Source organism: Tropicibacter alexandrii (genome assembly GCF_003667315.2).
Lineage (GTDB): Bacteria > Pseudomonadota > Alphaproteobacteria > Rhodobacterales > Rhodobacteraceae > Tropicibacter > Tropicibacter alexandrii.
Window position 1 is genome coordinate 296,688 of the sequence record NZ_RCTZ02000003.1, and the last position, 26,928, is coordinate 323,615.

The window sequence follows — 26,928 nt, forward strand, 5'->3', positions numbered from 1 at the left end:
TGGTTTGGCTTCGGTTGGAGGCCCCGGGTCAAGCCCGGGGCAGGGGGGCGTTTGTATCATGCGGCGTCCTGCATCTGCGGCAGAGGCGCGGTGAAAAGCCGGGTTGCGAGGTCGTTCAGGTCGTCCGACAGCTTTTCCACGGAACTGTCGAAGGCCGACAGCGCGACGGAGGCGGGGATGGCCACGCCCATCCCGGCAGCGGTGGTCAAGAGCGCTTCCCAGATGCCGCCCGCCAGCGCGGCCGGGTCGGCTTGGTTGCCGGTCTCCTGCAACGCCTGAAATGCCTCGATCATGCCCAGAACCGTGCCCAGCAGGCCGACCAGCGGCGCGATGGTCACGATCAGGTCGAGCGCGCGCGTGCCGGTGCGCGCCTCGGCCAGCAGGCGGCGGGCGTGGCGCGTCGCCTCTTCGCGGGCGTCATCCTCGGGCAGGGTCAGGCGGGCGGTCATGGCGGCGTGCAGGAACCGCGCGCGGGCCGAGCGGCCCCTTGTCAGCCGCGCCAGCGCGGCCTCGGGCTGGCCCGCCTGCCAGTCGGTCAGCGCAGCCTCGGCCCGCGACGCCCGCCAGAAGCCGGACTTCGCCTGCCGCCAGAGCTTCCACAGGATCAGGGCGAGGGTCACCACCGACAGGCCCGCGATCACCCAAAGCGCCGGGCCGCCGGTGTTCAAAGTCTCGGTGAGCTGGGTCAGCATGGCGTGGCCTCCTCGATGATCTGCACCAGCGCGTCCAGCCCGTCGGTCAGGGCGGCGGGGCCGGGGGCAAGGATCAGTGGCGATTTGATCTCATGAATCCGGCCATTTTGCACGGCCTTGATGGCGTCCCAGCCGGGTCGGGCGGCGATCCGCGCAGGGTTCAGTTTCTTGCCGCACCACGAGCCGATGATGATGTCGGGATTGGCGGCGATCACCTGCTCGAGCGTGACGATCCGGTCGGTCGCGGCTTGCTGGTGGGAGAGATGGGCAAAGATGTCCTCGCCGCCCGCGATCCCGATCAGGTCGGAAGCCCAGCCGATGGAGGCAATCATGGGGTCATCCCATTCCTCGAAATAGACCTTTGGCCGGGGGGAGGCGGGGCGCAGCCCCGCCCTACGATCTGTAAAGGCGTCGATCAGCCGTTGCGCGCGGTCCTCGGCGCCGGTCAGGCGGCCCAGCGTGGCGATCATGTCGAGGATGCCCTTGACGCGGCGTTGGTTGAAGGCGAGCACCGTGATCCCCTTGCGGATCAGCTCGGCAGCGATGTCGGCTTGCAGGTCCGAGAAGGTCAGGACGAGATCGGGCTTGTGCGACAGGATCTTGGGGATGTCGGCGCTGGTAAAGGCACCCACGCGGGGCTTTTCGCGGCGCACCCGGGCAGGGCGGACGGCATAGCCCGTCACCGCCACGATGCGATGATCCTGCCCCAGCAGGTAGAGCGTTTCGACCGTCTCTTCGGTCAGGCAGATGATGCGTTCGGGGTATCGGCTCATGGTATGCGGTGCAGCGGTTGGACAAGCGGGCCGTGATCGGTTTCGATCAGGCGGGCGCTGAGGTGGAAGACGCGGGCGAGGTTGGCTTCGGTCAGGACGTCGCGGGGGGCGCCGTCGGCTTCGATCCGGCCCTGGCCCATCATGATGAGCCTTGTGCAGAAGCGCGCGGCCAGCGACAGGTCGTGCAGCGAGGTCAGGACGGTGTGGCCTTCGGCGGCGAGGTCGGCAAAGACCTGAAGCGTGTCGATCTGCGCGGCTGGGTCGAGCCCGGCGATGGGTTCGTCCGCGATCAGCAGCGGCGTGTCCTGCGCCAGCGCGCGGGCGATCAACACGCGGGCTTGCTCGCCGCCCGAAAGCTCGGTTGCGGGGCGCAGGCGGAAGGCGTCCAGCCCCATTCGGGTCAGTGCGCTGTCGATGGCGGTCTGGTCGGCGGGGCCGGGTCGGCGGCCATGGGGCAGGCGGCCAAGCGCCACGAGGCGTTCGACCGGGACAGGCCATGCGATCTCGCGCGATTGCGGCATCCAAGCGGCGTGTTTGGCGCGCTGGCGGGCGGGAAGCTGGGCGAGGGAACTGGTGCCCTCGTGGGGCAGCAGACCGAGCGCAGCGCGCAGAAGGGTCGTCTTGCCCGCGCCATTGGGGCCGATCAGCCCGACGCATTCTCCGGTGCCGATGGACAGGGAGGCCGCATCGACGACCGGGCATTCGCCGCGCCTCACGGTCAGCTTGTCGAGCGTGAGCAGGGTCATGCGCCCTCCCTCCGGGTCTTGTAGATCAGGTGGAGGAAAAGCGGCGCACCGATCAGCGCCATCAGCACGCCCAGCTTCAGATCCTTGTCCGGCAGGATCAGCCGCGTGGCGATGTCGGCGGCGGTCAGAAGGGCGGCGCCTCCCAAAGCGGATGCCCACAGCAACCGCGCCGGGCTGTGGCCGATCAGGGGGCGCAGCAGATGGGGCACGACCAGCCCGACAAAGCCGATGGCCCCGGCCACGGCGGTCGCGGCCCCCACGGCGGCGGCGGTGCCGATCAGCAGGCGCAGGCGCAGGGCGGTCAGGTTGATGCCAAGGCTTTGCGCCGCATCCTCGCCCAGCGTCAGCGCATCGAGACCGCGCCCGGTGGTCAGCAGCAGCACCGCGCCCACGGCCATGACCGGGGCGGCGAGGGTGACGTGCTCCATCGACCGATCCGCGACCGATCCCATCATCCAGAACACCATTTCATAGGTCGCATAGGGGTTGGGCGAGAGGTTGAGCGCCAGCGAGGTCAGCGCGCCCGCGAGCGCCGAGATCGCGATGCCCGCAAGGATCAGCGTCAGCGATCCGCCGCGCGGGCCCGACAGCGCCAGCAGGATGGCGATGGCAACCAGCGCGAAGGCCAGCGCGGACAGCGGCAGGGCGAGGGTGAAGGCCCCGGCGAAGCCGGTTTGCAGGGCGATCACCGCGCCGAGCGCCGAGGCACCGGACACGCCGATTAAGCCGGGCTCGGCCAGCGGGTTGCGCAGGTAGCCCTGCATCGCGGCGCCGGACAGGCCAAGCGCCGCGCCCACCATGGCTGAGAGCAAAGCGCGCGGCAGGCGGATTTGCTGCATGACGGTGGTGGTCAGATCATCGCCTTGGCCAAAGAGCGCCAGCAGCGCATCCGTGACGGGCAGCGGCGCGTAGCCGATGAAGAGCGACGTGGCAAAGAGCGCGAGCGTGGCGAGGACGAGGAGGGCTTTCATGCGGGCGACCTGTGCTGCGCGCCTGTCTTGAGGCAGGTCTGTGCGGAGGGTGCGGGTGCCTCCGGCGGGGATATTTGAGGCCCAAAGAACTCGGGGGTCGGGTCTGCGATCCTGAGCCGGGTCATTGTGTGGTTTCCCAAGTCTGGCGAAGGGAGACGAGGCTTTCCAGCGCGTCCAGAAGGCGCGGCGTTTCGCAGGTCATGGGGGCGCCTTCGGGCAGAATGTGCAGCTTGCCAGACTTGGCGAGCGCCGGGTGGGACAGCAATTCGGTCGCATTGGCGTGGCCGCCATAGGGCGCGCCGATCAGGATCAGGTCGGGATCGGCCATCACGAGGGCTTCGAGCGGCATGGCGCCACCGAAATCAAGGCCGCGCTCGGTGGCGATATTGGTCAGGCCTGCGGCGGTCAGCAGGTTGCCCGACAGGCTGTTTGCCCCGGCGACATAGCCGCGGGCCTGATAGATCAGGGCGCGGGGGCTGTTGGCATCCGGCGTGGTTTCCAGCGCGGCGCGGCGGGCGTCGAAGTCTTGCAGGAGCGCGTCTGCCTGTTCGGCGCGGCCCAGCAAAGCGCCCATGCGGGCGATATTGGCACGGGCCTCGTCCAGCGTGGTGACGGGGCTGAAGATCTCGACCCGGTAGCCGAGGCGTTCGAGCATCTGCACGGTGGCGCGCGTGGTCCACGTGCCCGCCAAAACGAGGTCCGGGTCGATCAGGACGATCTCTTCGGCGCTGCCGCGGTTGTGGGGCAGGTCGCGGGCCATTTCGGCATAGGCCGAGCTGCGCGGGTCAGAGGCCAGTTGTGAGACCGAGACCAACTGCCCCGGCGCGGCCAGCAGCATGGCCATTTGGTCGGTGCACAGGTTCAGCGACACGACGCGGTCGGGCGTTTCGGCCCGGCCCGGGCTTGCCGGGCCGGTGAGGCTTGCCACGCCGATGAGGGCCAGCGCGGCAAGCGATGGGAGGCGATCAGAAATCGGCATTGATCCCGAAATACACCGAGCGCCCTGCGGTCTGGTAGTCGGGGATCACCTGATAGTCGGTGTCAAACAGGTTCTCGATGCGGGCATAGCCTTCGATGCCCGGGGCGAACTCATAGCCGATGCGGGCATTCACAAGGGTATAGTTGTCCCCGGCCTCGAAGGAGGTCGCGCCAAAGGTATCCGCCCAGCCACCCTTGTACTGTGCGGTAAGGGCGCCGCTGAGACGGTTGTTCAGATCACCGGACAGGGTGAGCGCCAGATCGTGTTCGGGCACGCGCTGCAGCTGGTTGCCGTTGCGGTCCTGCGCGTCGGTGTAGGTATAGTTGCCCTCGATCTGGGCCATCTGACCAAGCGGGAAGAGGGCGCTGATTTCGACCCCCTTCGTGACCGAGGTTCCCGACATCTGCGCATAGCCGCCCGGGATCGGGCCGAGCCAGCCATCGGGGTCGAAGTAATCGATCAGGTCTTCGATTTCCGTGTAGAACAGCGTCCCGCCGATGCTGGCACCGCTGGAGAACACATGGTCGACGCCCAATTCGAAACTCTTGCTGGTTTCGGGGTCCAGTGTGGCATTGCCATACAGGGGATCGAACAATTCGTACAGGGAGGGCGCCCGAAAGCCGTTGGCGGCCACGGCGCGGATCGTTGTGTCGCCGATGCCGTAGCTGACCGAAGCGCGACCTGACCAGAACTCGCCAAAGGACGAATGGTCGTCGCGGCGGATCGACAGCGCAAGATCCAGCCCCGGCTGCGGCGCCCAGAGCGCCTCGACGAATTGGCCGGCAATCGTCACATCGTTCGGGGCCGCGGACGATCCTTCCTGCTTTTCGTCGAGTCCAAAAGACAGCGTGTAGGCTTCGGACGGCGTGTAGGTGCCGCGATAGGACCAGCCGTGGCGGTCGCCCTCGCTGGTGCCGCTCGGTGCGCCAGAAACGATGCGGTCACGGGTGATCTCGAAACTGGTGGCGTCGAACACATGCGAGAAGTTGCCGTAGCTGAGTTCGACATAGCCGCGCAGACCCTGCGAGGCGTTCTCGGTCCGGCAGTCCTGCGTATAGGGCCACGGACCGCAGCTGTCGTATTCCGAGGTGCCTTCGTGACGGAAGCCGGTCAGGCCGACGCGCAGGCTGTCGGTAATGTCGACATAGCTGTCAAAGGACAGCTGCTCGCCTTCATATCCATCCGTGTCGTCCATCGCCGGGTCGCCCTTGATCGCCGAGAAACCGCCGCTGCCGAACTTGCCAAAAGAAATGGCCACGCCAGCGCGCTCGGTCGCAAAGCCGAGGCCAAGGTTGAACAGCGTGGAATCGTAGCTGCCGATCTCGGCCTTGACGCTGGCCTGCTGGCCGGGCGCCTGAGGCGCGCGAGTGCCGTCGAGCGCGATCGCCCCGGCGATAGCGTTCGCCCCAAAGCGCGCCGATTGCGAGCCACGGATGACTTCAGCACGGGACACGGTGCCGGGCAGGATGTTTTCCCAATACAGTTCGACCCGTGTGGCCGAGGTGTCGGTGATGTCGATTCCATTGAACAATACGGGCACATACGCGCCGGACAGGCCGCGCAGCCGCAGGTTCGTGACGCCGCCAAAAGGGCCTGCCTGCGTGACCGAGACGCCGGGCAGGCTGTCAAGCTTGGCCGCAGTCGACGCCTCTGGCAGGTCTTCGATCTGGTCCTCGTCCAGAACATCGACCGTGGCGCCGACCGCATCGAGACCGACGGCGGTCTGGTAGGTGTAGATCGAGATCGTGCCGTCCTGTGCGAGCGCGGGCGCGCCCAGCACGAGGGCAAAAGCGGAAACGGAGGCGGCGAGCCTTGTTTGGGTCATGGAACTGTCCTTCCGGTCTGACCTGCGGTGGGTGCCTGCCCGCCGTGGCCATTGTCTGTCTTATCCGGAAGACGCGCTGGTCTCCGGATGGTGAATGAAGTGTCACCGCGCCGGAGAGCCGTTCCCGTGTGCGCGCCCCGCGCCCGGGATGGGTGATCGTCTCGGCAGGTCTCCTGACTTGCGGGTCAAGGCGTGGGCCGGGCCTTCCCGGGGTTTGGATCCCCAGTGGCATCTGCCGGTCACGCTCGCCGCTTACAGTTGCGGGGGCAGTCGCGGGTTCACACCGCGTTCCCTATTATCCGGGTGTATGCCCGGACCGAGATTGAGGAACTGATAGGTGCCGCGCGTGCGAGTCGCAAGGGCGCGACCGGCACAGTGGCGGGCGGTTGCGACACTGTTGCGGTTTTGCCGAAATTCTGGGAGGCAGGCGGGGCATAGCCCCGCGCCACGGCTTGAGCGGTCCGGTGGCGCGGGCGGAACAGACGGGGGCGGAGATGCAGGGAGAACCCACAGGAATGTGCGTGGCCGACGCGGTCCTGTCCGACTGCGGGACCTATCGCTACCGGCTGACCCGGAGCTGGGGGGCAGGGCGGCAGGCGCTGTTCATCCTGCTCAATCCCAGTACGGCGGATGCCCGGGTGGACGATCCCACCTTGCGGCGCTGCATGGGATTTGCCCGGCGCGAAGGCTGTGACGGGCTCGAGGTGGTCAACCTCATGGCATGGCGGGCGACCCGGCCCGCGGATCTCCCATCCGATCCCATTCGGGCCTGCGGACCGGACAATGCCGGTCATATTCGCGCGGCGGTCATGGCGACCGACGGTCCGATCATCGCCGGATGGGGGGCGCACCCCCTTGCGGCCCCGCTGGGCACCGCGTTGCTGGCCGAGATCGCCGCCATGGGCCGGACCGTCCACGCGTTGAAACTGACCCGGGCCGGCGCGCCCGGTCATCCGCTTTACATCCGCCGTGACGCGGATGTTAGGTGACACAGTCTTTTACAGTGGATGCCGGAAGAGGGTCGATGAAGGCGGGAGACCCCGGATGGCAACGAAACCAAGGGGTTGAAGAAAAGTTGGGGAGCCGTAGCGCGGCGGGCCGATGTTTTGCAGTCGGGGCCAAAACAGGCGGTTTTGGGGGTCAAACCGGGAAGTGAGGGGTTTGACCAGGTCGAAGGGCGTGATGTGCCGAAAGCCCTTTCAAATATGGTTCAACGGGCTGTGCGCGGGGTGTTGATTGGGGCAATTACGACCGGCAAGAGGCTTCGGAACTGCGAAATGGTTTGCGCAGTTTAAGGTGCGTTTCGCAGAACCGCATTCCCACTATGAAAAACAGTGACTTAGGCCACAACACACCACTGGAGCGCCATGGTCGAACTGCGAAACGATTTTCGGGGTTGCGGCACGTCTGATCGAGGTCGAACATTGGTGTGTTCTGATCAGAGGATTTTGACAATGACATATCTGAAATATGCCGCTTTCGCGATTTTCGCACTCTCCGCGATCAACATCATCTTTGCGATTGGCGAGGGAGAACCGCTGTTCTTCGTCGTCGGGTTCGCTGCCGCGTTTACCGGCATTGGTTTCTTGGGCGCGTCGGAGGCGCTGGGGTATCTGAAGGACATCCGCGATGCCTTGGCACCTGCGAAGGAGTTTGTGGAAACGCCGGCCGCGTCCGCTGTTTCAGATCAAGACATCAAGTCCCCACGCAGCGCGGAAGAGATCGCGGCAGATATCGCGCGGATGAAGGCGCGCCAATGATCTCAAGCGCCGTTGTCTCTGACTGCGGGCGCTATCGATATGCCTTGACCCGCAGATGGGCGTCGGGGCCGATGGCGCTGTTCATCATGCTGAACCCGAGCACGGCAGACGCCGAGGTCGATGACCCGACGATCCGCCGTTGCATCGGGTTTGCGAAGCGGGAAGGCTGCGGCGCGCTGAGGGTCGAGAACCTGTTCGCCTGGCGCGCCACGAAACCCGACGAGATGTTCGCCCAAGCGGACAATGCCATCTGCGCGACCGACACTGCGATCCACGAGGCGGCACTGGCGGCGGATGGGCCGATCATCGCCGCCTGGGGCGGGGATCGAAGGGCCGAGGGTCGCGCGAGAGAGGTGACCGAGCTGCTCGACAAGTTGGGCGTCGAGGTTCTTTGTCTGGGCGCAACCAATTCGGGCGCACCCAGGCATCCGCTGTATGTGCGAGGGGATGCGAGGCTTCAGCTACACATCCGCAACGTCTTTCCCCGAGACGTGTAGCAGGGCATCCGTCAATGACGGAATGTGGTTCGCTTGGAACCTTCGCGCCGGTTGAAAATCGGAAATCGGTTTCTCCGGATCGCCACCCAGCCTAGCCGCGCCACTAATAGAGCGCGCGCCGCTTACGTCGCAATCGCAATCCCAGTCATTCGGTGGCAAGGCATCCTTCCAGAAATTGTGATCTGCCGGTACCACAACCCCATCGAGTTCGGCGTGCCCTTCGCAAGGGCAGTTCCCTGACCGATAGACGTAGCAACCCTTTTCGAAGGCGGCAAGCTGTGTCCGGTGGTTCGTCTGATACGATGCTTGCACAAAGTGCCTATACAAAAAGAGACTGCGCCGAGCGAATTCCTTCTTGTCGGAAACGCCCAGCAGTTCGTTCCAATCATGTTCGTCGGCAAACGCCCTCATTTCTTTCCGAAGTCGATCAATGCCGTGGTTATGCCATTGGGCCAGCAGTTCTTCGAAGGCTTCGATATCCATTGGCGAAATATCGTGTGAAGCCATCTTTCAACGCCCCTTCAACAGCCCGTCTGCAACCTCGTGCAGGCGGTGGCTTTCTTCGATGCTCAGACGTGGTGCGGGGCGGGTGTCGAAGCGGCCCACGATGCGACCCAGAAACTCGGCCGTCGCACCCTTTTTCGCCTGGTGAACAAGCGGCGGCGTAAATGCGCGCGCGTAGAACTGCACCCATGCGCCCGCCTTTGGGAGGATCACCCAGCCGATGCGCAGGCGCCCTGCCTCTGATACGGCGCAGAGCGTCGGGGATGGCTCGGGTGTGAAGGTGGTGTCGAGTAGCAGCACCTCGTCGGGTTGGATCTGTGGGGCCATGGCGTCGTCTGGCATCGAGATCGCGAAAAGATTGTCGAGGTCGAGCTCCTGCTCTTCGATCCAGGCGGCGGCGATGGCGAGGTGAGACAGGTCGCGATGCCGCAGGTCGGCGCGATGCCAGGGGATCGGCAGATATCCCTGATGAAGCGCCTCTGTCTGGCCATCCAGCGTGGGGCGGATCAGTGGCTCTGCGGCCTCGGCAAATCCGCGCGGGCCGGGCTGTTGGCGGCGGGGGCCAATGTAGAAGTCGAGACCCAGAAGTTCGCATAAAGCCTCGATCTTTTCGGGGCTTGGCAAGCGACCTGCCTTTATGTCGCGGATCAAGCCGTCATGACCGACTACGGCCATAGATGCTTGGCGTCCGGACATCTCAGATCGATCCAGCGCAGCGGTAACTGTCGCCAGAAAGCGCTCTTTGAACCTGTCCGTTCGCTCTTTCGTAAGCATGCTCATGCTCCCCAGTAAGCACGAACATTAAGATAAATAAATCTGATTCCATAAAGTAAGGAATATCTATCTTGCAATGGTAAGATAGATATGTATGATCCTGCGTATGAGCAGTGATCCATATACCTCCCTCATCACATTGTGTGATGCATACTCGGCCCACCATGGGATCACCCATTGGCGCACGGCCTTTCTTGTCCGGGGTGACGGTCAGTTCTTTGACCGCCTTCGGAAAGGAGCGGGGTGCCATGCTAAGACCGAGAGAAAGGTCATGGCTTGGTTCTCCGAGAACTGGCCCGAGGACCTCGAATGGCCCTCGGACATCCCGCGCCCTGTCGCGGCTGACCCCAAGCGGGGGGCGGCGTGATGGCGGTTCCCTTCTGCAAGATGCGCCCCGAATTGCGCGACCTTTTGGCGGGTACCAGATCCGAGATTGCCGCCTTGAACATGGCCGTGAGGGCGTATGCGCCGGTGCGGCCACGTCCGCAGAGCGACAAGACGCGCGAAGCAGCACAGGCCGTGCGCGCCCTGGATCAGGCCTATACAGCAGCGACCGGTCAGGCGGTGCCAACGTGTGGCGAGCTTTGGCCTTACAATGGCCCGATGTATCAGTGGCGGTGGAGCCGGGAGGCCATCGCCCGCCGTGTTGCCTCCGCTATTGATCGTTCGCGGCGCGGCTCGGTCGGGATGCACCCGCTGACGGCTATGATCGTGCGCGAGTTCTTCTCCGCCATCTGGCCCGAGGACCTCGCCTGGCCAATCTCCACCCCCCGTCCCAATCCCCAGACACAGGAGCAGAACTGATGTCGGATATCACGAAGGCGGCGGTGGTCGATGTGCCGTCACGGGTTCCTCATTCAGAGGCAGCGCCCGCACCCAGACCATGGGCAAGGATTGAAAGTCCAGAAGGCATTCGAGCCTTTGTCGCAGGCGCATCGGAAGAAGAACTGCGTGAGATGGCAGAATTGCTCCTGACGGATGCCAATCTGGACCCGGCTTGGGCAGCGGTCCAAGCGCGGATTGGCACTGCCGTAAACGCCGCCGAAGGGCTTGTGCGCAAGGTGATGGCGGCAGCTGGTCCCACCGGACGTCGGACACGGTCAGCGCCGCGGGCGGAATTCTGGAAAGGAAGCCGTCCATGAACGCGAGCCAGTCGTCTTCGTCCGTCGTGTCCTCCGGTGCTGTTTGCGCCGGGGCTGCAAACAGTCTGTCTTCGATGTCGCAGACTTCGGAGTATAGCGCGGACCGCCAGATCATCATCAGCGGCGGCTCCATGCTGTCCGGGTTGCGGTTCGACAGGAATGTCGTCTGCATCGCGGCCTCCCTTGGCGAGTCGCCGTCATCCTACAGCTCCGGTGCCAAGACCGGCAACGCGGAGGCGCTGTGATGCTGGGCTGGTATCTGCTGGGCGGCATCGTGACCGCCGCGCTGATCGTTCTGGCCGAGGACCTGCGCCGGGTGCTGCGCAGCTGGCCGCTGATCGTGCTTTTCGTGATCGTCACGCTTGGATGCTGGCCGGTGGTTCTGCCCTGCTGGCTGGCAGGCGTGATCCTGTTCCCGGAGGTCGACGAGTGATGCGCGACGAGGCCCCCTTCATCCATATCGAAAATTTCGACTTCCCGGGCGAGTTGGCAGGCAAGGCCACCACTCACGAGCAGCTCTCGCCCGGTTCCCCTGCGCTGCAGGGGCGCCCGCGCCGCCCTCTCTCCTCCTCCCTGAGGGCGGCGTGGGACTGGATCACGACCTTCGAGGAGCGCCACGACACGGGCCTTTATGGCGACGTGATCGGGGCGGCCTGCCTCGTCCTCTGGATGATCGGTTCGGTCATCTTCTTCCCCCTGTTCTTCTTGTCTTGAAGGAGCGTTCAATGCCCATTCCCAACGCCATTTCCGATGCCAGCACGGTTCGTCGCACCCGCGATCGCTTGCAGCAGTTGCGCGAGCGTGAAGCCATGCTGCGCTGTGCCGACCGTCACGGCGATGACGACGAGGCGCACTGTCACGGTCGGGTCATCGACCAGCTGACCGACGGGGTCATGGCCGATCTGCAGCGCCTCGACCTGGACGGCCATCTGGGTCGGTTGGAACGGCTGCTGGCGGCGGACGTGGTCACAACTCGTGCGCCGGAGTGGCTTGGCAACTTCGCGGCGGGGCAGTGCAATGGCTGAGCGATATCGCATCGTTCAGGAGGGCGGTCACTACCGTGTGATCGATCACCGTGGGCAACCCAAGAGCGGACTGGTCAACATCAAGGCTCTGGCCGAGATCAAGGTTGATGAGCTGACCCGGAAGGACGCGCAAAAGACCCGCGTGTGCCTCGCCCATGGCTGCACCGCCACGTTCGAGAGCGAAGGGCCGCACCACCGTATGTGCAATCGCCATCGCGCCATGGTCGACGATTGCGGCATTCACCAGAGCACCGGGCGCCGCGTCCGGTTCCGGAGCAGCTGACATGAACGCGGCATCCGCCCTCAGAAGCGCCCGGTTGCAGCGCGTGTTGAAGGTCCTTTCCGACGGCAAGGAGCATTCGACCTACGAGATCATGCGGCGGGCCAAGGCCCCCGCACCGGGCACCTGCGTGTCCGAACTGCGCCCGAACGGCGCGGTGATCGACTGCACCAAGCGCTTCGTCGATGGCGAGCCGCGCTGGTTCTACAAAATGACGAAGGGACCGCGACGTGATTGAACGTCTTACTACAGTGACGGAACTGCCGGTGGATCAGATCGAGATCACCGCACGCCTGCGGGATGTCTCGCCCGACGGGGTGGAGACCCTGAAAGAGACCATATCGGCCAACGGCTTTGTCGGGCGCATCGTGGTGCGCCGGACGAAGAAGGGGGATTGCGTGCTGGACGGTGCGCATCGTCTGACCGCCATGCGTGAGTTGGGCGAGGCCATGATCCCCTGCGATGTCATCCGCTGCTCGGATGACGAGGCGAGAATGCTGGAGATTGACGGCAACTTGGCTGGTCAAAGGCTGACCGCCATCCAACTTTCCTATTTTCTGGCACGCCGCCGCGAAACTTATCAGCGCCTAAATCCTGAGGCCAAGCAAGGATATGCTGCGGCGTCGGCACGCTGGAATGAGCAACTGACATCCGTGTCACTTGCACAAACCATCGCTGCCGAACGGGGAATCACGCCCCGGCATGTATACCGCCTTATGAGTGCCGGCGAGAAGCTGGGGCCGGATGAATACCGCCGCTTGGCCAACGCGCCTCACCCTGTCCAACTCAACGATCTGTCGGAGCTGTCGAAGATTACCGAGACTGGAGAGCGCTACTACGTGATCGAGGCTTTGGCGCGTGGTGAGGTCAAGAAGGCCAGCGCTGCACGCAAGGCCTACCGCGCAGATCGCGGCGAAGCCCCGGCGCCTCGCAATGCCACCGATGCCGAGTTCTCGCGCCTCGCCGATGCCTGGCTGCGCGCCAGCAAGGCTGCCAAGCGCCGCTTCCTTGAAGAGCACGGCAATCAGGTTGGGTTGCTGCTGGCTGAAATGGAAGAAGAGGAAGTTGCCAAGATGCGCTCCGAAATGGAGGGCGACCATGACTGATCGCCCCATTCTCTTCAGTGATCCAATGATCCGCGCCCTTCTCCACGGTCGCAAAACTCAGACGCGAAGGGTTTTGAAGCCTACTTTGGATGGTTTTCAATCGCCGCTGTATCGACGGGGAGACCGGTTGTGGGTGCGTGAGTGCTTTGGCTTTGACACACCGTCAGGACTTGCCGGCCTGATCAAGGTCAAGTTCCGAGCGACCAATGGGCTTGCTGTTCCTCCCTTCTCGGGGTGGAACCCGTCGATCCATATGCCGCGTAAGCACAGTCGTATCACGCTGACCGTGACAGATGTCCGCGTCCAAAGGGTTCAAGACATCAGCGAAGCGGATGCCGAAGCCGAAGGAGCGCCTGCTCAAGAGCCCGCATTGGACGTTGCCCCGGAACGCGGTCTGCCGACAACCCCTTACCGCGTTGGGTTTCGAAGCCTTTGGAACAGCTTGAATGAGGGGCGCGGCTACGGCTGGGGCAGCAACCCCATGGTCTGTGCGCTGACCTTTTCCGTTGATCACTGCAACATCGATTGGATGGGAGCCGACACGTGACCCATCCTGCCGCCCCTTCCCAGACCTGGTGGAGCGCCTCGGAGATCGCCGAGGCGGGCCTGCCCGACATGCCGACCACCGCGCGCGCCGTGCAGATCATGGCCAAGCGCGAGGGCTGGGCCAGCATGCCGGGCAAGGCGCGCCGCCGGGCGGGCCGGGGCGGCGGGATGGAATACCACGTGAGCCTTTTCCCGATCCGGGCCAAGACGTCCCTGATGCAGTCTCCGAAAGCACCGGACGGCCCGCGCCCGCGCGAGCAGGTCTGGGCCGAGTTCGAGGGGCTGAAAAGCACCGCCAAGGCCAAGGCCGAAACCCGCCTGAACGCCCTGCGCGAGATCGACGATCTGGAAGGGATCGGGCTGACCCGGACCGAGGCAGTGCGCGCGGTCTCGACCCAGATCAACACCAGCGAAAAGACCATCTGGAACTGGCTGGCGTTGGTCGAGGGCGTGGCGCGCGAGGATCGCCTTGCCTATCTCGCCCCGCGTCCTGGTGGGGCCAAGGGCCGCAAGGTCAAGGTCGATGAACGGTTCATGGACCTGGTCAAGGGCAGCTACTTCCAACAGTCGCCCGCGCCCCTGACTGCGGCCTTTGAATGGGCTGAACGGATCGCGCTGAAAGAGGGCATCCCGGTGCCGCAGATCCATCAGGTGCGCCGGATCATCGACGCGACGGTGCCGAAGCATGTGCAGATCTTCCTGAAGAAGGGCGCGCATGCGCTGGCCCGCTACTTCCCGCACCAGACCCGCGACAAGACTTATATGACCGCGCTCGAAGGGGTGCAGGCGGACTATCACAAGTTCGACGTGTTCATCCGCTTCCCAGATGGGCGCGTGGGCCGCATCCAGATGATCGCGATCTCGGACATCTATTCGGGCAAGTTTCTGACCTACCGCCTGTCCGAGACGGCCAACAGCCACACGGTTCAGCTGGCCTTCGGCGACATGGTGCGCCGCTATGGCATCCCGACGCATGTGTTGCTCGATAACGGCCATGAGTTCGTCAACAAGGTGATGACCGGGCAGGTCGAGCATCGCCACCGCTTCAAGATCAAGGATGATGACGTGCTGGGCTTGTTCCCGCTGCTCGGCATTCAGGTGCATTTCGCGACCCCGGGCTGGGGTCAGGCCAAGCCGATCGAGCGCGCCTTCAAGGACCTTTGCCAGCGCGTGGCGATGCATCCGGAATTCGTGGGCGCCTATACCGGGCCGAACACACAGGCCAAGCCCGAGAACTATGAGGATCGCGCGATCCCGCTTGAGCAGTTCAAGAAGGTGCTCGATGTCGAGATCGCGGCGCACAATGCGCGGCGCGGGCGGCGGTCCGAAGTGGCCAACAAGCGATCCTTTGACGAGGTGTTCAACAGCTCTTACTCCAACGCGCCGATCCGCAAACCGACGGCTGAGCAGGCGCGCATCTGGCTGATGCGGGGCGAAGGCGTGAAGGCCGATCGCAAGAACGGCGAGATCAAGATCTACGAGACCCGCTATTGGGCCGAATGGATGTACCAGATCGCGGGCGAGAAAGTCACCGTGCGCTTCGATCCGGATGATCTGCATGCGGGCCTGTTCGTCTATGCCATGGATGGCACCTTTCTCGGCGAAGCTCCGGCACTGGTGAAGGGCAAGTTTTTCGACGTTGCCGCCGCCAAAGAGCACAAGCGCGACAAGCGGGCCTTCGAGCGCGCGACCAAGGAGGCGGCCAAGATCGAACGCAAGATCAGCGCCGCCGAGGTCGCTGCCAAGCTGCGTGCCGCTGGTCAGGACATCCCGGACGATGGGCTGCCCGAGGCCGAAGTGGTCCGCATGCCCAAGATACACCGCGCCGCGCCCAAGGGCGGTCGCCGCAAGGCTGCGCTGCCCTCTGAGGATGCCGAGCGGATCAGCGCAACCATCACCAAGATCGAGGCGCGGCGCGCTGCTGTCGAGCCGGAACGCGACCCGCAGGCGGACTTCGCACGGGCGCTGGAGCTTCAGGAATTGCAGGAGGCGGGACATCCGCTGACCGCAGAACAGGCGGACTGGCTGTCGGAATACACCCAGTCCAGCGAATTCAGGTCGCAGCTCAAGATGCACCGCGCCCTGTCGAGCAAAGAGTGAGGACAAGAGCATGAATATCAGTCGTCTCGCATCGCTGCAGAATGTGGCTTTGCTGATGGATATGGCCGAACAGGTCACCACCCGAGGCCCCGGGATCGGGCTGTTTTTCGGCGAACATGGCGCGGGCAAGACCTCGGCCACGACGCTCGTTGCCAACGTCTACGGCGCGACCGTGGTCGAAGCGAAGGAAACGTGGGTGCTGTCCGACATGCTGACGGAGATCGGCTCGGAACTGGGCATCCGCGACCTGCGCGGCACGCCTTTTGCCAAGATCAAGAAGATCGCTGAGGCGCTTTTGCTGTCTGACGGCATGCTGGTTATCGACGACGCTCAGTATCTGGCAAAGGGCAAGATGATGGGCGCGGCGCGTGACATCTTCAACACCTGCCAGTCGCCGATGATCCTGGTCGGGGAACCCAAGCTCGAAAGCACTCTGACCAAGTATCCAAACATCTATGACCGCGTCCTGGTCAGCACCGAGACGGTGCCCTGCAACCTGTCGGATGCCCGCGCACTCGCGACCATCTACGCGGAGCGGTGCGAGATCCCAGACGACATCCTGTCTGACCTGCTCGAGGCCACCGGCGGATCGGCCCGCAAGATCCGCATCAACTGCGAGCGCATCCAGCAGGCGGCGTTGGCCAAGGGCACGCGGATCGTCGATCGTCAGATGCTGAACAAGGTCAAGCTGCACACTATCGGGCCGGTCAGCGCCCAGGTGCATGGTCTGCGCGGTGACAAGCGGGGGGCGGCATGAACCCGTTCCGTTCACAGATGGAGCGCGAGGCGTGGGACAAGGTCAAAGGCCTTGCCGAGTTCTCGCGTCAGACACTTGTCGCCAAAGGCATCAATGACAACACCGCGCGCGATTTCATCAAGCGCTGGGTGCATGGCGGTCGGATCGACGAGATGCGTGTCGAGGGCACATTGCGTTGGTATGCCCCCAAGGGTGCTTTGCCAGTTGAAAACGACCTTCCGGCTCCTGCCAAGGATCGTTCCCCCGAGGCCAACATGTGGCGGGCGATGCGCCAGCTTCGGACCGACTTCTCAGCGCTCGACATCGCCGAACATGCCATCACGGCGGATGTCACCGTGACCGAGGCGCAGGCGCGCACATACTGCCGCCAGTTGCTCAAGGCCGGGTATCTGGCTGTTCACCAGACCGCCATTCATCGGGTGCGTCCGGCCAAGTATAGGTTGGTTATCAACACTGGCCCTCGCGCCCCGCTCATCAAGCGCGTCGTCGGCGTGCTCGACCAGAACGAGGACAAGTTCCTGCCGCTCGATCCGGGGGTGTCGTGATGGGCCATCTGGACAAGGCGAGAGAGGCTTGGGGATCTGCCCCGGATTGGGTTCTGGCGTTGGGTTCCGAAGCGGACCGCAGCAGCCAGAACAAGGTGGCTGGCCTGTTGGGCGTCAGTGCCTCGCTCGTGTCGGGCGTGCTGTCGGCCAAATACACAGGCGACATGACCCGGATCGAGGACCTCGTGCGCGGGACGCTCATGAAGGAAACGCTGTCCTGCCCGGTGCTGGGCGAGATCGGCAAGCAGACCTGCCGCAAGTGGCGGGCCAAGGCGGGCACCTTCTCGGGTGCCAATTCTCTCAACATCACCATGTTCCGGGCCTGCAAAAAGTGCCCGGTTCACGTCAAGGAAACGACACTTCACACCGAAGAGGACACCCACAATGACTGAGCAGTCTCCTACCATCCCGACCGGGATCATCGAACAGCACGGCAAGGCCTACATGGCCGATGCCATGGGCCGTCTGACGCCCGTCGAGATGGTCAAGCCGCAGGACCAGCTGCAGGACGAACTGGTCCGCAAGATCATCCATTTCGCCGACGGGCTGAGCTCCCAGGTGGCCCGCTTCAAGGGGCATTGCTTCGAGGATGTGCAAGACTTCCTCGCGATCCTTCGTCAGGAATATGACGAGGCGCGCGGCGGTAAGGTCGGCAACATGACCTTCACCAGCTTCGACGGCACCCTGAAGGTCACTGTTCAGGTTGCGAAGCACTATGACTACGGCCCCGAGCTGCAGATTGCCAAGAGCCTTGTCGATGAGTGCCTGACCGAATGGTCCTCGGACGCCCGCCCGGAAATCCGCCGGATCATCGAAAGCGCCTTCAACACTGACAAGGAAGGCAAGATCAACCGCGACGAGCTGCTGGCGTTGAAGAAGCTCGACATCGAGGACGAGCGCTGGCAGCGCGCGATGAAGGCGATCACGGACGCCGAGCGCGCCGTGGGCTCGAAGACCTACATGCGCTTCTACCGCCGGGCCGACGCGCAGGCCGAATGGCAGGCGATCACCGTCGATCTGGCGAAGGCGTAGGGCGATGGTCTGGATCTGGGTCGCTATCTTTAACATCACCTGGGCGGTGCTGGCGGGGGGCTGGTTGCTGTGCCGCTGGCTGCGCCGCCGCTTTGCCGACGAGGCGTTCAAGTTCGAGCTGTTTGAGGCCGAGACCCGGGACGCTGTCGACGCGATCATCAAGCGGAAGGAGGCAGAGGACCAATGACCGCCTCGCTGATCCCCAAGATCATGGTCGGCTGCAAGCAGCTCGGGCTTGACGACGACACGCGCAAGGCACTGCAGCTTCAGGTCGTGGGCAAGGGCAGCCTGAAAGACATGACCGAGGCCGAGCGCCAGTCGGTTCTGGACGAGCTCAAGAAGCGGGGCTTCAAGCCCTCTTCAAAGCGGGGCAAACAGCGCCGGGCCCCGCGCGCCGATATCCGCCTGATCCACGTGCTTTGGGCGGCTCTGGGCAACGCCGGTCAGCTGAACGACCCGACCCGCAGGGGGCTGAACGCCTTCATCCAGAAGCGGTTCGGCAAAGCCTGGGGCTTCGTCCCGGTCGATGTCGACCAGCTGGGCGAGAACAAGCAGATCAACGACGTTCTCAAGGCTCTGAAGGAATGGGTGCGGCGCGACGTGCCCGACTTCGACTGGGACAGGATCGGCCAATGAAGAAGCCCCGCCACACCGTCAGCGATCACGCCCTGCTGCGCTACATGGAACGCGCCATGCAGCTGGACGTCGAGACGTTGCGGCGGGAGCTTGGCCACCGGATCGACCAAGCAACCGGCGATTTGACCGGCATGAATGCTGTGATCGTCGACGGAGTGCGCTTTGCCCTGGGCGACAACGATGTGGTGACGACGGCCTGGCAGCAGAACAATCCGCGCCCCGGGCCGCGCCGCCCGCGGCGTGAGAGGGCGGAGGAATGACCAACTATCCCCGCCATCCTGCACACCTCGATCCCTACATCGAGGTCCTGGGGCACGAGCTGGCGATCTCGTTCCTGATCATGTTCGGCGGCTCGCCCATCTACTTTCCGAATGATCCGGCGGGCAAGTCCGCTGCCGAGCAACTCATTGGCCCGGAGCGCCTGCGCGCTCTGGGCGCCCGCATGCCAGAGAACCGGGTCGAGATCCCGATCCCCAAGCCCTGGTTGATCCGCGCCCTGCATGCCGAGGGTCTGTCCGTGGGCCAAATTTGCCGCGCACTCAAGACGTCGAGCACCAACGTCAAGCGCATCCTGCGCGAGGCCGGCGACATCAAGCCGCCCCCTGATCCTGACCAGCTTTCGTTGTTCTGAGCCGATCAAGGCATCCTAAAACGTGATCCATACGGCCTTTTGAAGCCTGCAGAACTATGCAAGAACACTTATCAACATTGGGAGGCGTCCTTGGGAGCCAATTCAAAAATTGAGTGGACGACGCATACGTTCAATCCTTGGTGGGGATGTACCAAGGTCTCTGAAGCTTGCAAGCATTGTTACGCTGAAACTTGGGCAAAGCGCGTTGGTCAGGATGTCTGGGGACCAAAGCAACAGCGTCGTACCATGAGCGAAGCCCATTGGCGGCAGCCTTTGAAGTGGAACCGGGAGGCGGCTGAACAAGCAACACGTCCGCGGGTTTTTTGCGCATCAATGGCCGATGTCTTTGAAGATAGAGACGAGCTCATTCCGCATCGTGAGCGGCTCTTCGATCTCATTGAAGCAACGCCGAATTTGGACTGGCTTCTACTGACCAAGAGGCCCCAAAATGTGGGTCGTCTAGCAAAGTGGGGCGACGATTGGCCCAAACACGTTTGGTTGGGCACCACAGTTGAACTGCAGAGCCGTGCAGAGGAACTTTTGCCACTCTTGGCGCAAGTTCCGGCCAAGGTTCGGTTCATATCAGCTGAGCCGCTATTGGGTCCTTTGGCCATCGAACCTTGGTTGGGCTCAACTATCAATTGGGTCATTACTGGCGGTGAAAGTGGTCCGAAGGCTCGACCGGCTTGTCCAAAGTGGTTCACCGAACTCCGTGAGCAATGCACGCGCCATGGGGTTGCTTTTCATTTCAAACAGTGGGGAGACTGGGCACCGGGCGACGGACATGATCTTCCCGCCAGAAAAAGGCAGGTCGCTGATGATGGTACAATGATGGTGCGCATCGGGAAAAAAGCGGCAGGTCGATTGCTGGGTGGTATCGAGCACGATGGGTTGCCGAATTTAGGGAATGCATACTAGCCTAACTCATAGGATTCGGAGTTAGGCGATTGAGTATTTATCAGAACCGGGAACAGACAGAAGCAAAGCATGAGATTTTGCGCCGCTACTTGGTCCCGTTTTCGCAAAAAATTCTGCGCGGATACGGATCCTTGGACTTTATCGATGGCTTCAGTGGGCCATGGGACAATCGGGATGAGGACGGGCTTTCCGACACATCCATAGGGATCGCGGTGCAGACTCTTTCGGATGCTGTTGAAGACGTCCAGCTTAGCAATCCGATGGCGCGGGCTCGATGCATCTTTAACGAACTAGACCCTGCAGCTTTTGCAAAACTATCTGATTTTGTGGACAGACGCGCGTCCGACTTTCCTTTGGTGGATGTGAAAATTTTTCAGGGACGTTTCGAGGATAATGCGGAAGCTATCCGCGCAGCTTCGACAAACAAGTTCCGCCTCCTTTTCGTTGATCCAAAAGGCTATACAGGGTTCCCGCCATCGACTCTTGCAACCTTCAAAGGCCGAAGGACCGAGGTGTTCGTAAATGTTATGCGATCATTCCTCACCCGTTTTGTCACAAGCGCCCATGCAGGGAGCGCAGCTGCACTGATCGAATTGCTTGGTGATACTAGGGCATATCGGCTGCTCGAGAAGGGTGTGTCGATTGAAAGGCTTGAAGAGGAATATCTCGAGATGTTGCGGGCCGACCTAGGATACAAATACGCAGGGTTATCTCCGATTCATAATCCTGATCGGAACGAGATCCATTTCAACTTGGCTTACGCGACTAACCACCCACTTGGTATGGAAGTGATGAGAGACGCTGAGTTTGGGGCGCTCTCTGAGCATGACAGGCGCAGGTATCAGAAATCAGTTCACCCGCGCCAGATGGACTTCTTCGGAACGTCGGAAGGCCAGCTAGAGATTATTGGGCCATATTTGACTGCTCGAAGAAGCCACCAAAAGCGAGCAGCTGAAGAGATCATGGCCGTCGTGCAACGCTCACCGGACGGCATCCGTTTTGATGAATTGGTGGCCACCATCCAGCAATCGCTCTTTTTGAGACGCACCGAACTTGGCGATGAAGTCGTCTCTCTCGCTGGAAGAGGTGTTCTTGAGGCACCTTGGAAGGAATTTGGTAAAAAAAAGCCTAGGAAAGAGGATGTAATCCGCTGCCGCAACTAGGATGCGCAGTTTGCGAGACAACCTTCCCCCCGTAACGCCCTGACGATCTCCGGCACCCTGTCCACAAGACAGGAGCCAGAGCATGCAGACCCCCCGCGCCATTGCCAAAGCCATCGTCGACCGTGAGGGCGGCTATGTGAACGACCCGGACGATCCGGGCGGTCCGACCAAATACGGCGTCACGATCCACACGCTGCGCAACATCCCCTGGGGGGACCTCGATCGCGACGGTGACATCGACAAGTTCGACGTCCAGGCGCTGAGCCGCGACCACGCGATCGACATCTTCCTAGAACGCTATTTCTTCGGCCCGCGCATCGACGAGCTGCCCGAGGTGCTGCAGGACACCGTCTTTGACATGCAGGTCAATGCAGGTGCCAACGCGGTCCGCATCCTGCAGCGGCTGCTCGTCGATATGGGCGAGACCGTCTTCATCGATGGCGCGCTTGGCCCTCAGACCATCGGAGCGGCGCGCCGTGCTGCGGCCAAGGCTCCGGATCACATCCGCGACGCCTATGGCATCGCCCGACGCGACTACTACTTCGGCATCGCTGATCGCCGCCCGGCTTCGCGCAAATACGCGCGCAGGCGAGATGGCGGCAAGGGCGGCTGGATCCGGCGCGCCGAGGAGTTCATGTCGCCCAAGTGGCACATGACCGACGCTGAATTCCAGCAGCGGGTGGCGAAATGGGGCTGATCCAGCAGATCCTCGCCACGCTGTTCGGTGGCAATCGCAATGCCGTGGCTGAGGTGGCCGAGGTGTTCCGCGTCAATGCCGAGGCGGCATCGGCGCGGGGGCACGACCTGGACGCCGCCGCGCTGTCGCAGTTCGCGGCCGAGTTTTCCAGCCGCGCCAATCGCACCTTGTGGGACAGCTTTGTCGACGGGCTGAACCGCCTGCCGCGCCCGGCCTTCACGCTGGGTGTCTTCCTGCTGCTGGTTTGGACGGTGCGCGACCCGAGCTTCATGGCCGAGGTGTTCACCGCCTGGGCAATCATCCCGACGCCGGTCTGGGCGCTGATCACCGTGGTCGTGACCTTCTTTTTTGGGGGGCGGGCGCAGGTCAAGGATCTCGACTTTCAGCGCGACATGGCGGGCCTTGTGGCCCGGTCTCGGGCGGTCCTGACGCAACGCGAGGAGTTGCAGGCGCTCGACGCGCCTGAGGATGCTGGACCGGCCCCCCATCCCGATCTGCCCCGATCCACCAACCCGGCGCTGCAGGAGTGGCGCTCGATCACCCAGAAGGAGTGACCCATGCGCCGTCTTTACCTGTCCGCGCTCGCGGCCATCGTCGCGCTCTTTGCCGTTCCGACGATGGCTCAGAACCTCCAGCACTGCGCGCCCCGCGACCAGGTCGTCGCGCGCCTCGCCGACAAATACGGCGAGAGCCGCCAGGCGGTGGGCCTCGGGTCCAACAACGCTGTGATGGAGGTCTTTGCCAACATCGAGGGCGGGTCCTGGACGATCACCGTGACCATGGCGAACGGCATGACATGCCTGATCGCGAGCGGGCAGGCCTATGAGGCGCTGGCCGAGGCGCTGCCGCCGAAAGGGGACGCGCTGTGAATTATGACCTGATCAAGGTGGCTGTCGATGCCACTGCGCTGGTCTTGTCGATCGGCGCGGTGATCACCGCCATCTGGCGGACGCGCCAGTCCGAGTTCGACAAGCGGTTCGAGAAGGGCAGCGCCCGGATGGACGCCCTCGCCGCCGCACTGAACGAGCACGACCGACGCATCGCCCGGACCGAGCAGACCGTCGACGGCATGCCGTCGCGCGAGGATCTGCACCGCATCGACCTGCACATGACCCAGATGGCAGGCACGCTCCAGCGGATGGAGGCCGTCATGGAAGGCAACGCCAAGGTCGTGTCCCGGCTCGAACTGATCGTCAGCCGCCACGAAGACCACCTTTTGAAGAAGGCTTGAACCGATGTCCTACGCCCAGGAACTGCAAGAGCACGCGCGCCTGTCCATCCTGCGCATGCTGGAGGACGCCCCGCGCTACACCTCCAACGTCTCGATCATGACCGACCTGCTGCCGCGCTTCGGGATCAGCTACACCCGTGACCAGGTCGTGGGCGAGCTGCACTGGCTGCGCGATGCAGGCATGCTGACAATCGAGACCATCGCAGGGGTCGTCATCGCCACCGGCACCGTTCGCGGGATCGAAATCGCCCAAGGCATCGCCACCTATCCCGGCATCCAGCGCCCGCGTCCGAAGGTGTGATCCGATGCCGCCCCCCAAGAAGCTGGACCTGATCCCCGAGGACATGCGCCGCTGGCTGGCCGAGACGCTGGCGGCTGAGGGCTTCGGCAACATCCTCGCCGTGACCGATGCCCTGAACTCCCGGCTGGCAGAAGAAGGCGTCGAGATCACCATCGGCAAGACCTCGGTCGGCGACTTCTCCAAGGCGCTGAAAGACCAACGCGAGGCCTTTGCTTTGGCCGAGACGCTGCTGTCCGACATGGACATCGAGGCCGAGGGTGAGCTGCACAAGGTGCTGATGCAAATGATCGCCACCAGCGCCGTCCACATGATCAACAGCGTCCGCGAGGACGGAGGCCATCTGGAACCCAAGGACCTGATGAGCCTGGGCCGGATGCTGAAGGACCTGATGAGCAGCTCGGGCATGCGCGAGAAGCTGCTGGCCGATGAGCGCGCCCGTGTGGCCCGCGAGGCTCGCGAGGCGGCGCTGGTCGAGGCCGAAGAGCGGATCGAGGCCGTCAGCTCCGAGGCGGGCCTATCCCCCGAGGCCGTGGCAACGCTGCGGCGCGAGTTCTTGGGGCTGCGCGCATGATCGCCAATCGCCGCCCTCCCGTCGTGGAAGATGCCGTTTTGCTGGTCGGCGACTGGCGCTGGCGCAAGGGGCCACGCATCGCCGCCTTCCTCGCCTGGGTCTTTGGCCAGCGCGAGGTGTTCCGCACCCATCTCGGTGACGTCGCCGAGGTCGCGTGGTGGCGGGGCGAGCCGTACCTGATCTCGCTCGATGACGAACCCGCTTTGGAGACATCGACATGACCGAAACCTCTGCCGCCCGCGAAATGACCGTTCGCCGCCTGCTGGCGCAGGGTTTCGACCAGGCCGAGACCGCCGATGCCACCGGACTGCCCGAGGGGCAGGTGGCGCAGCTCGTCCAAGAGGCCAAAGCTGGGCCGCTGCGGGCGCTGCTGTACCTCGACCGTCGTGCTCAGCGGGCCGAGGGCCATCCCGGCGCCGTGTTCTTCACCGATCCGGGCGACGGTGGTGTCTCGGCGATGTGGTTCATCTGCCCCTGTGGTTGCGGGCAGGTCAGCCGGATCACCGTGGGCATTGAGCACAAGCCGCACATGGCCGGTCCGAGCTGGAAGTGGAACGGTTCGACCACCGAGCCGACCCTGCACCCATCCGTGAAACAGGCATCCAACGGGGTATGCAAGGGCTGGCACGGCTGGCTGCGCGACGGCTACTGGGAGGTCTGCTGATGCTCTTCGTGCTGCCCTTTTTGCCCGCGCTGAAGCGGCAATTCAAAGCCCATGAACCGGCACCCAAGGCTGCGGACCCGGTCAAGACGGCCCGCCGCAAGGCTCAACGCAAGGCGCGCAAAGCGACCCGGCGAGGGAAGAAGTGATGGCCACCCCAGCCCAGATTGCCAACGACATGGATGCCAGCGCGACCTATTGGACAGGTCGTGACAAGCACATTGCCCGGACCTGCACCGAAGCCGCCGCGCAGATCCGCGCGTTGCTGGCGGGTGAGCGGGTCGATGGCCGGAGCTGGTACGGTCTGCAGCGGCGGTTGATGAACTTCGAGGCGCAGGAAGAACGCCGGGCTTACCAGGGCTTTCCTAAGTTCTGCCGGGCGCGTCTGTGCATCCAAGAGCTGCGCCGGGAGGCTGGCCTGTGACCACCGCCCCGCACCTCGCCCGCGATCCGGCCAAGCTGCCGGACATCCTGCCCACCGGGGCCGACATCCCGGCGGATCTCGATCCGCTGGCCGATGGCGTTCTGATGGAGCATCAGAAGACCTGGCTTGAGGACAGCTCGGACCTGAAGATCTGCGAGAAGGGGAGGCGGACGGGCATCACCTTTGCCGAGGCTCTGGACCAGATGCTGATCGCCTCAGCCAGCCGGTCGGCAGGCGGGCAGAACTGCTTCTACATCGGCGACACAAAGGACAAGGGCCGCGAATTCATCGGCTATGTCGCGCATTTCGCAAAGGTGATCCTCGGCGCGCTGGCCGAGATCGAGGAGTTCATCTTCGAGGATCAGCAGGAGGACGGCTCGACCAAACAGATCACCGCCTACCGTGTGCGCTTTGCCAGCGGCTTTCGGGTCGAGGCGCTGTCGTCCAACCCGGCCAACATCCGCGGCCTTCAGGGGACGGTGGCGATCGACGAGGCGGCGTTTCACCGCGACGTGCGCGAGGTCATCGATGCCGTGAACGCCATGCTGATCTGGGGCGGGCGCGTGCGCGTGATCTCGACCCACAACGGTCACCTCAACCCGTTCAACGAACTGGTCCGCGAGGCCCGGGCGGGCAAGAGCGCCTGGAAGGTCCACCGCTACACCTTCGCTGACGCCGTCTTGAACGGCCTCTTCAAGCGCGTCTGCCTGATGAAGGGCGACGAATGGGATCAGGAGAAACAGGACGCCTGGGAGGCCAATATCCGCGGCTCCTACGGAGCGCGCACCGCCGCGATGCAGCAGGAGCTCGACGCGATCCCGTCCGAAATGGAAGGGGCCGCGCTGACCCGTGTGCAGATCGAGAACTGCATGCAGGACGGCATCCCGTTCATTCGCCTGATCAAGCCGGACGCCTTCAAGAACGCCCCGGCCGAGCGGCGCACCGCCGAGATCCGCACGTGGTGCGAGGCCGAGCTGCTGCCGGTGCTCAAGGCGCTCGATCCCGACCGCCAGCATGTCCTGGGCGAGGACTTCGCCCGCACAGGGGACGCCACCGACATCGTCGTGGCCGAGATCGGGGTCGACCTGCGCCGCCGCTGGAAGCTGGTGGTGGAACTGCGCAACATCCCCTTCGCCCAGCAGAAGGAGATCTTCTTCTTCGTGGGTGACCGTCTGCCGCGCTTCGTCAAGGGCGCCGTCGACCGGACGGGCAACGGCGCGTATCTCGCCGAAGAGGCGGCGATGCGCTACGGCAGCCGGATCGTCGAGGTCGCCTTCAGCCGCGCCTGGTACGAGACCGAGATGCCGCCCTACATCGAGGCCTTTGCCGACGGCACCATCGTCCTGCCGCGCCACGAGGACGTCCTGCGCGACCACCAGGCGCTGCAGTTCGTCGACGGCATCATCCGTGTGCCGCGCGACTTCCGGTTCAAGGGCAGTGATGGCCTCGAACGCCACGGCGACAGCGCCGTGGCCGGCGCGCTGGCGTGGTTCGCCTCGCGGCAGGAGTTTTCCGAATACGACTACCAGTCCGCGCCCGCTCTGCGCCCGGCTCTGGACGATCCCGAAACCGATACCGACCGCCCCTGGTGGCAACCGCCGCTGGGCCGCCACCTGCGCGGCCTGATCTGAGGAGACAGAC

The 26,928-nt window shown here is 63.7% G+C and carries 43 protein-coding genes, 1 pseudogene and 1 riboswitch; of the genes and pseudogenes, 35 read left to right on the plus strand and 9 right to left on the minus strand.

The window, feature by feature from the left end; all coding sequences use genetic code 11:
• Positions 1–56: 56 nt before the first annotated feature.
• The 7 genes and pseudogenes from D8Z78_RS05850 to D8Z78_RS25350 form a co-directional block, all read right to left on the minus strand.
• Positions 57–692, minus strand: a complete 636-nt coding sequence (locus tag D8Z78_RS05850) for a MotA/TolQ/ExbB proton channel family protein (protein WP_128910651.1) — start codon at positions 690–692, stop codon at positions 57–59.
• Positions 686–1,465, minus strand: a complete 780-nt coding sequence (locus D8Z78_RS05855; protein WP_128910652.1) for a cobalamin-binding protein — start codon at positions 1,463–1,465, stop codon at positions 686–688. The genes D8Z78_RS05850 and D8Z78_RS05855 overlap by 7 nt, the downstream gene beginning before the upstream one ends.
• A complete protein-coding gene (locus D8Z78_RS05860; protein WP_128910653.1) occupies positions 1,462–2,211 on the minus strand; it encodes an ABC transporter ATP-binding protein in 750 nt (249 codons plus the stop codon). Before D8Z78_RS05860 ends, D8Z78_RS05855 begins: the two co-directional genes overlap by 4 nt.
• Positions 2,208–3,182 (minus strand): FecCD family ABC transporter permease, encoded by a 975-nt coding sequence (locus D8Z78_RS05865; protein ID WP_128910654.1) that lies wholly within the window; start codon positions 3,180–3,182, stop codon positions 2,208–2,210. Before D8Z78_RS05865 ends, D8Z78_RS05860 begins: the two co-directional genes overlap by 4 nt.
• 121 nt (positions 3,183–3,303) lie before the next feature.
• On the minus strand, positions 3,304–4,161 hold the full coding sequence (locus D8Z78_RS05870) for an ABC transporter substrate-binding protein (protein ID WP_128910655.1): 858 nt from the start codon (positions 4,159–4,161) through the stop codon (positions 3,304–3,306).
• Positions 4,148–5,419: a TonB-dependent receptor plug domain-containing protein gene (locus D8Z78_RS05875; RefSeq protein WP_420824304.1), complete on the minus strand. Its 1,272-nt coding sequence runs from the start codon at positions 5,417–5,419 to the stop codon at positions 4,148–4,150. Before D8Z78_RS05875 ends, D8Z78_RS05870 begins: the two co-directional genes overlap by 14 nt.
• 138 nt (positions 5,420–5,557) lie before the next feature.
• Positions 5,558–5,986, minus strand: a pseudogene (locus D8Z78_RS25350) (TonB-dependent receptor plug domain-containing protein); the annotation flags it as partial.
• A gap of 146 nt (positions 5,987–6,132) precedes the next feature.
• A riboswitch (cobalamin riboswitch) is annotated at positions 6,133–6,322 on the minus strand.
• Positions 6,323–6,507: 185 nt separating this feature from the next.
• Between D8Z78_RS25350 and D8Z78_RS05880 the strand changes: the two are divergent.
• The 3 genes from D8Z78_RS05880 (at position 6,508) to D8Z78_RS05890 (ending at position 8,243) form a co-directional block, all read left to right on the plus strand.
• Positions 6,508–6,975, plus strand: a complete 468-nt coding sequence (locus D8Z78_RS05880; RefSeq protein WP_206169637.1) for a DUF1643 domain-containing protein — start codon at positions 6,508–6,510, stop codon at positions 6,973–6,975.
• Between the two features lie 465 nt (positions 6,976–7,440).
• Positions 7,441–7,746, plus strand: coding sequence for a hypothetical protein (locus tag D8Z78_RS05885; RefSeq protein WP_128910658.1), 306 nt, complete (start codon positions 7,441–7,443; stop codon positions 7,744–7,746).
• Positions 7,743–8,243 carry a DUF1643 domain-containing protein gene (locus tag D8Z78_RS05890; RefSeq protein ID WP_206169638.1) on the plus strand — a complete coding sequence of 167 codons (501 nt, stop codon included), beginning with the start codon at positions 7,743–7,745 and terminating at the stop codon, positions 8,241–8,243. The genes D8Z78_RS05885 and D8Z78_RS05890 overlap by 4 nt, the downstream gene beginning before the upstream one ends.
• Here D8Z78_RS05890 and D8Z78_RS05895 read toward each other — a convergent pair.
• Both D8Z78_RS05895 and D8Z78_RS05900 read right to left on the minus strand, forming a co-directional pair.
• The gene (locus D8Z78_RS05895; protein ID WP_206169639.1) at positions 8,208–8,726 is read right to left on the minus strand and encodes a phage minor head protein; all 519 of its coding nucleotides are present in this window, start codon (positions 8,724–8,726) and stop codon (positions 8,208–8,210) included. The two genes, D8Z78_RS05890 and D8Z78_RS05895, sit on opposite strands and share 36 nt — an antisense overlap.
• A gap of 27 nt (positions 8,727–8,753) precedes the next feature.
• Positions 8,754–9,422, minus strand: coding sequence for a hypothetical protein (locus tag D8Z78_RS05900; protein WP_128910660.1), 669 nt, complete (start codon positions 9,420–9,422; stop codon positions 8,754–8,756).
• Positions 9,423–9,887: 465 nt separating this feature from the next.
• Here D8Z78_RS05900 and D8Z78_RS05910 point away from each other — a divergent pair, with 465 nt between their 5' ends.
• The 32 genes from D8Z78_RS05910 (at position 9,888) to D8Z78_RS06050 (ending at position 26,918) form a co-directional block, all read left to right on the plus strand.
• On the plus strand, positions 9,888–10,325 hold the full coding sequence (locus D8Z78_RS05910) for a hypothetical protein (protein WP_128910661.1): 438 nt from the start codon (positions 9,888–9,890) through the stop codon (positions 10,323–10,325).
• Positions 10,325–10,663 carry a hypothetical protein gene (locus D8Z78_RS24830; RefSeq protein ID WP_206169640.1) on the plus strand — a complete coding sequence of 113 codons (339 nt, stop codon included), beginning with the start codon at positions 10,325–10,327 and terminating at the stop codon, positions 10,661–10,663. The genes D8Z78_RS05910 and D8Z78_RS24830 overlap by 1 nt, the downstream gene beginning before the upstream one ends.
• 74 nt (positions 10,664–10,737) lie before the next feature.
• Entirely contained in the window at positions 10,738–10,908 is a 171-nt protein-coding gene (locus D8Z78_RS24525; protein WP_164932894.1) for a hypothetical protein, read from the plus strand.
• The gene (locus D8Z78_RS05915; RefSeq protein WP_128910662.1) at positions 10,908–11,096 is read left to right on the plus strand and encodes a hypothetical protein; all 189 of its coding nucleotides are present in this window, start codon (positions 10,908–10,910) and stop codon (positions 11,094–11,096) included. Before D8Z78_RS24525 ends, D8Z78_RS05915 begins: the two co-directional genes overlap by 1 nt.
• Positions 11,096–11,377, plus strand: a complete 282-nt coding sequence (locus tag D8Z78_RS05920; protein ID WP_128910663.1) for a hypothetical protein — start codon at positions 11,096–11,098, stop codon at positions 11,375–11,377. Before D8Z78_RS05915 ends, D8Z78_RS05920 begins: the two co-directional genes overlap by 1 nt.
• An 11-nt stretch (positions 11,378–11,388) precedes the next feature.
• The gene (locus D8Z78_RS05925) at positions 11,389–11,688 is read left to right on the plus strand and encodes a hypothetical protein (protein WP_128910664.1); all 300 of its coding nucleotides are present in this window, start codon (positions 11,389–11,391) and stop codon (positions 11,686–11,688) included.
• Entirely contained in the window at positions 11,681–11,971 is a 291-nt protein-coding gene (locus D8Z78_RS05930; protein ID WP_128910665.1) for a hypothetical protein, read from the plus strand. The genes D8Z78_RS05925 and D8Z78_RS05930 overlap by 8 nt, the downstream gene beginning before the upstream one ends.
• Before the next feature lies 1 nt (position 11,972).
• Positions 11,973–12,206: a hypothetical protein gene (locus tag D8Z78_RS05935; RefSeq protein WP_128910666.1), complete on the plus strand. Its 234-nt coding sequence runs from the start codon at positions 11,973–11,975 to the stop codon at positions 12,204–12,206.
• Positions 12,199–13,074 carry a ParB N-terminal domain-containing protein gene (locus tag D8Z78_RS05940; RefSeq protein ID WP_128910667.1) on the plus strand — a complete coding sequence of 292 codons (876 nt, stop codon included), beginning with the start codon at positions 12,199–12,201 and terminating at the stop codon, positions 13,072–13,074. The genes D8Z78_RS05935 and D8Z78_RS05940 overlap by 8 nt, the downstream gene beginning before the upstream one ends.
• Entirely contained in the window at positions 13,067–13,621 is a 555-nt protein-coding gene (locus tag D8Z78_RS05945; RefSeq protein ID WP_128910668.1) for a hypothetical protein, read from the plus strand. Before D8Z78_RS05940 ends, D8Z78_RS05945 begins: the two co-directional genes overlap by 8 nt.
• The gene (locus tag D8Z78_RS05950; protein ID WP_128910669.1) at positions 13,618–15,720 is read left to right on the plus strand and encodes a transposase domain-containing protein; all 2,103 of its coding nucleotides are present in this window, start codon (positions 13,618–13,620) and stop codon (positions 15,718–15,720) included. Before D8Z78_RS05945 ends, D8Z78_RS05950 begins: the two co-directional genes overlap by 4 nt.
• A 10-nt stretch (positions 15,721–15,730) precedes the next feature.
• Positions 15,731–16,477, plus strand: coding sequence for an AAA family ATPase (locus D8Z78_RS05955; RefSeq protein WP_128910670.1), 747 nt, complete (start codon positions 15,731–15,733; stop codon positions 16,475–16,477).
• Positions 16,474–17,022: a hypothetical protein gene (locus D8Z78_RS05960; protein ID WP_128910671.1), complete on the plus strand. Its 549-nt coding sequence runs from the start codon at positions 16,474–16,476 to the stop codon at positions 17,020–17,022. Before D8Z78_RS05955 ends, D8Z78_RS05960 begins: the two co-directional genes overlap by 4 nt.
• Positions 17,022–17,414, plus strand: a complete 393-nt coding sequence (locus tag D8Z78_RS05965; protein ID WP_128910672.1) for a hypothetical protein — start codon at positions 17,022–17,024, stop codon at positions 17,412–17,414. The genes D8Z78_RS05960 and D8Z78_RS05965 overlap by 1 nt, the downstream gene beginning before the upstream one ends.
• Positions 17,407–18,054, plus strand: a complete 648-nt coding sequence (locus tag D8Z78_RS05970; protein ID WP_128910673.1) for a DUF3164 family protein — start codon at positions 17,407–17,409, stop codon at positions 18,052–18,054. The genes D8Z78_RS05965 and D8Z78_RS05970 overlap by 8 nt, the downstream gene beginning before the upstream one ends.
• 4 nt (positions 18,055–18,058) lie before the next feature.
• The gene (locus tag D8Z78_RS05975; protein ID WP_128910674.1) at positions 18,059–18,241 is read left to right on the plus strand and encodes a hypothetical protein; all 183 of its coding nucleotides are present in this window, start codon (positions 18,059–18,061) and stop codon (positions 18,239–18,241) included.
• The gene (locus tag D8Z78_RS05980) at positions 18,238–18,690 is read left to right on the plus strand and encodes a gp16 family protein (RefSeq protein ID WP_128910675.1); all 453 of its coding nucleotides are present in this window, start codon (positions 18,238–18,240) and stop codon (positions 18,688–18,690) included. Before D8Z78_RS05975 ends, D8Z78_RS05980 begins: the two co-directional genes overlap by 4 nt.
• Complete coding sequence (locus D8Z78_RS05985; RefSeq protein WP_128910676.1) at positions 18,687–18,950, plus strand: hypothetical protein; 264 nt, start codon at positions 18,687–18,689, stop codon at positions 18,948–18,950. Before D8Z78_RS05980 ends, D8Z78_RS05985 begins: the two co-directional genes overlap by 4 nt.
• The gene (locus D8Z78_RS05990; protein WP_128910677.1) at positions 18,947–19,321 is read left to right on the plus strand and encodes a helix-turn-helix domain-containing protein; all 375 of its coding nucleotides are present in this window, start codon (positions 18,947–18,949) and stop codon (positions 19,319–19,321) included. Before D8Z78_RS05985 ends, D8Z78_RS05990 begins: the two co-directional genes overlap by 4 nt.
• A 39-nt stretch (positions 19,322–19,360) precedes the next feature.
• Positions 19,361–20,239, plus strand: a complete 879-nt coding sequence (locus tag D8Z78_RS05995; protein WP_240672007.1) for a DUF5131 family protein — start codon at positions 19,361–19,363, stop codon at positions 20,237–20,239.
• Between the two features lie 29 nt (positions 20,240–20,268).
• Complete coding sequence (tcmP, locus tag D8Z78_RS06000) at positions 20,269–21,402, plus strand: three-Cys-motif partner protein TcmP (RefSeq protein WP_164932895.1); 1,134 nt, start codon at positions 20,269–20,271, stop codon at positions 21,400–21,402.
• Between the two features lie 82 nt (positions 21,403–21,484).
• Positions 21,485–22,099 carry a holin-associated N-acetylmuramidase gene (locus tag D8Z78_RS06005; protein ID WP_128910679.1) on the plus strand — a complete coding sequence of 205 codons (615 nt, stop codon included), beginning with the start codon at positions 21,485–21,487 and terminating at the stop codon, positions 22,097–22,099.
• Complete coding sequence (locus tag D8Z78_RS06010) at positions 22,090–22,653, plus strand: 3TM-type holin (protein ID WP_128910680.1); 564 nt, start codon at positions 22,090–22,092, stop codon at positions 22,651–22,653. Before D8Z78_RS06005 ends, D8Z78_RS06010 begins: the two co-directional genes overlap by 10 nt.
• Positions 22,654–22,656: 3 nt before the next feature.
• Positions 22,657–22,968 carry a hypothetical protein gene (locus tag D8Z78_RS06015; RefSeq protein WP_128910681.1) on the plus strand — a complete coding sequence of 104 codons (312 nt, stop codon included), beginning with the start codon at positions 22,657–22,659 and terminating at the stop codon, positions 22,966–22,968.
• The gene (locus D8Z78_RS06020; protein ID WP_128910682.1) at positions 22,965–23,330 is read left to right on the plus strand and encodes a DUF2730 family protein; all 366 of its coding nucleotides are present in this window, start codon (positions 22,965–22,967) and stop codon (positions 23,328–23,330) included. The genes D8Z78_RS06015 and D8Z78_RS06020 overlap by 4 nt, the downstream gene beginning before the upstream one ends.
• A gap of 4 nt (positions 23,331–23,334) precedes the next feature.
• On the plus strand, positions 23,335–23,631 hold the full coding sequence (locus D8Z78_RS06025) for a VpaChn25_0724 family phage protein (protein ID WP_128910683.1): 297 nt from the start codon (positions 23,335–23,337) through the stop codon (positions 23,629–23,631).
• A gap of 4 nt (positions 23,632–23,635) precedes the next feature.
• Positions 23,636–24,202, plus strand: a complete 567-nt coding sequence (locus D8Z78_RS06030) for a phage protein Gp27 family protein (protein WP_128910684.1) — start codon at positions 23,636–23,638, stop codon at positions 24,200–24,202.
• Entirely contained in the window at positions 24,199–24,423 is a 225-nt protein-coding gene (locus D8Z78_RS06035) for a hypothetical protein (RefSeq protein WP_164932896.1), read from the plus strand. The genes D8Z78_RS06030 and D8Z78_RS06035 overlap by 4 nt, the downstream gene beginning before the upstream one ends.
• Positions 24,420–24,866: a ubiquitination-like system serine protease family protein gene (locus D8Z78_RS06040; RefSeq protein ID WP_128910686.1), complete on the plus strand. Its 447-nt coding sequence runs from the start codon at positions 24,420–24,422 to the stop codon at positions 24,864–24,866. Before D8Z78_RS06035 ends, D8Z78_RS06040 begins: the two co-directional genes overlap by 4 nt.
• A complete protein-coding gene (locus tag D8Z78_RS24530; protein ID WP_164932897.1) occupies positions 24,866–25,012 on the plus strand; it encodes a hypothetical protein in 147 nt (48 codons plus the stop codon). The genes D8Z78_RS06040 and D8Z78_RS24530 overlap by 1 nt, the downstream gene beginning before the upstream one ends.
• Positions 25,012–25,287 carry a hypothetical protein gene (locus D8Z78_RS06045; protein ID WP_128910687.1) on the plus strand — a complete coding sequence of 92 codons (276 nt, stop codon included), beginning with the start codon at positions 25,012–25,014 and terminating at the stop codon, positions 25,285–25,287. Before D8Z78_RS24530 ends, D8Z78_RS06045 begins: the two co-directional genes overlap by 1 nt.
• Entirely contained in the window at positions 25,284–26,918 is a 1,635-nt protein-coding gene (locus D8Z78_RS06050) for a hypothetical protein (protein WP_240672008.1), read from the plus strand. The genes D8Z78_RS06045 and D8Z78_RS06050 overlap by 4 nt, the downstream gene beginning before the upstream one ends.
• The last annotated feature ends 10 nt before the right edge of the window (positions 26,919–26,928 follow it).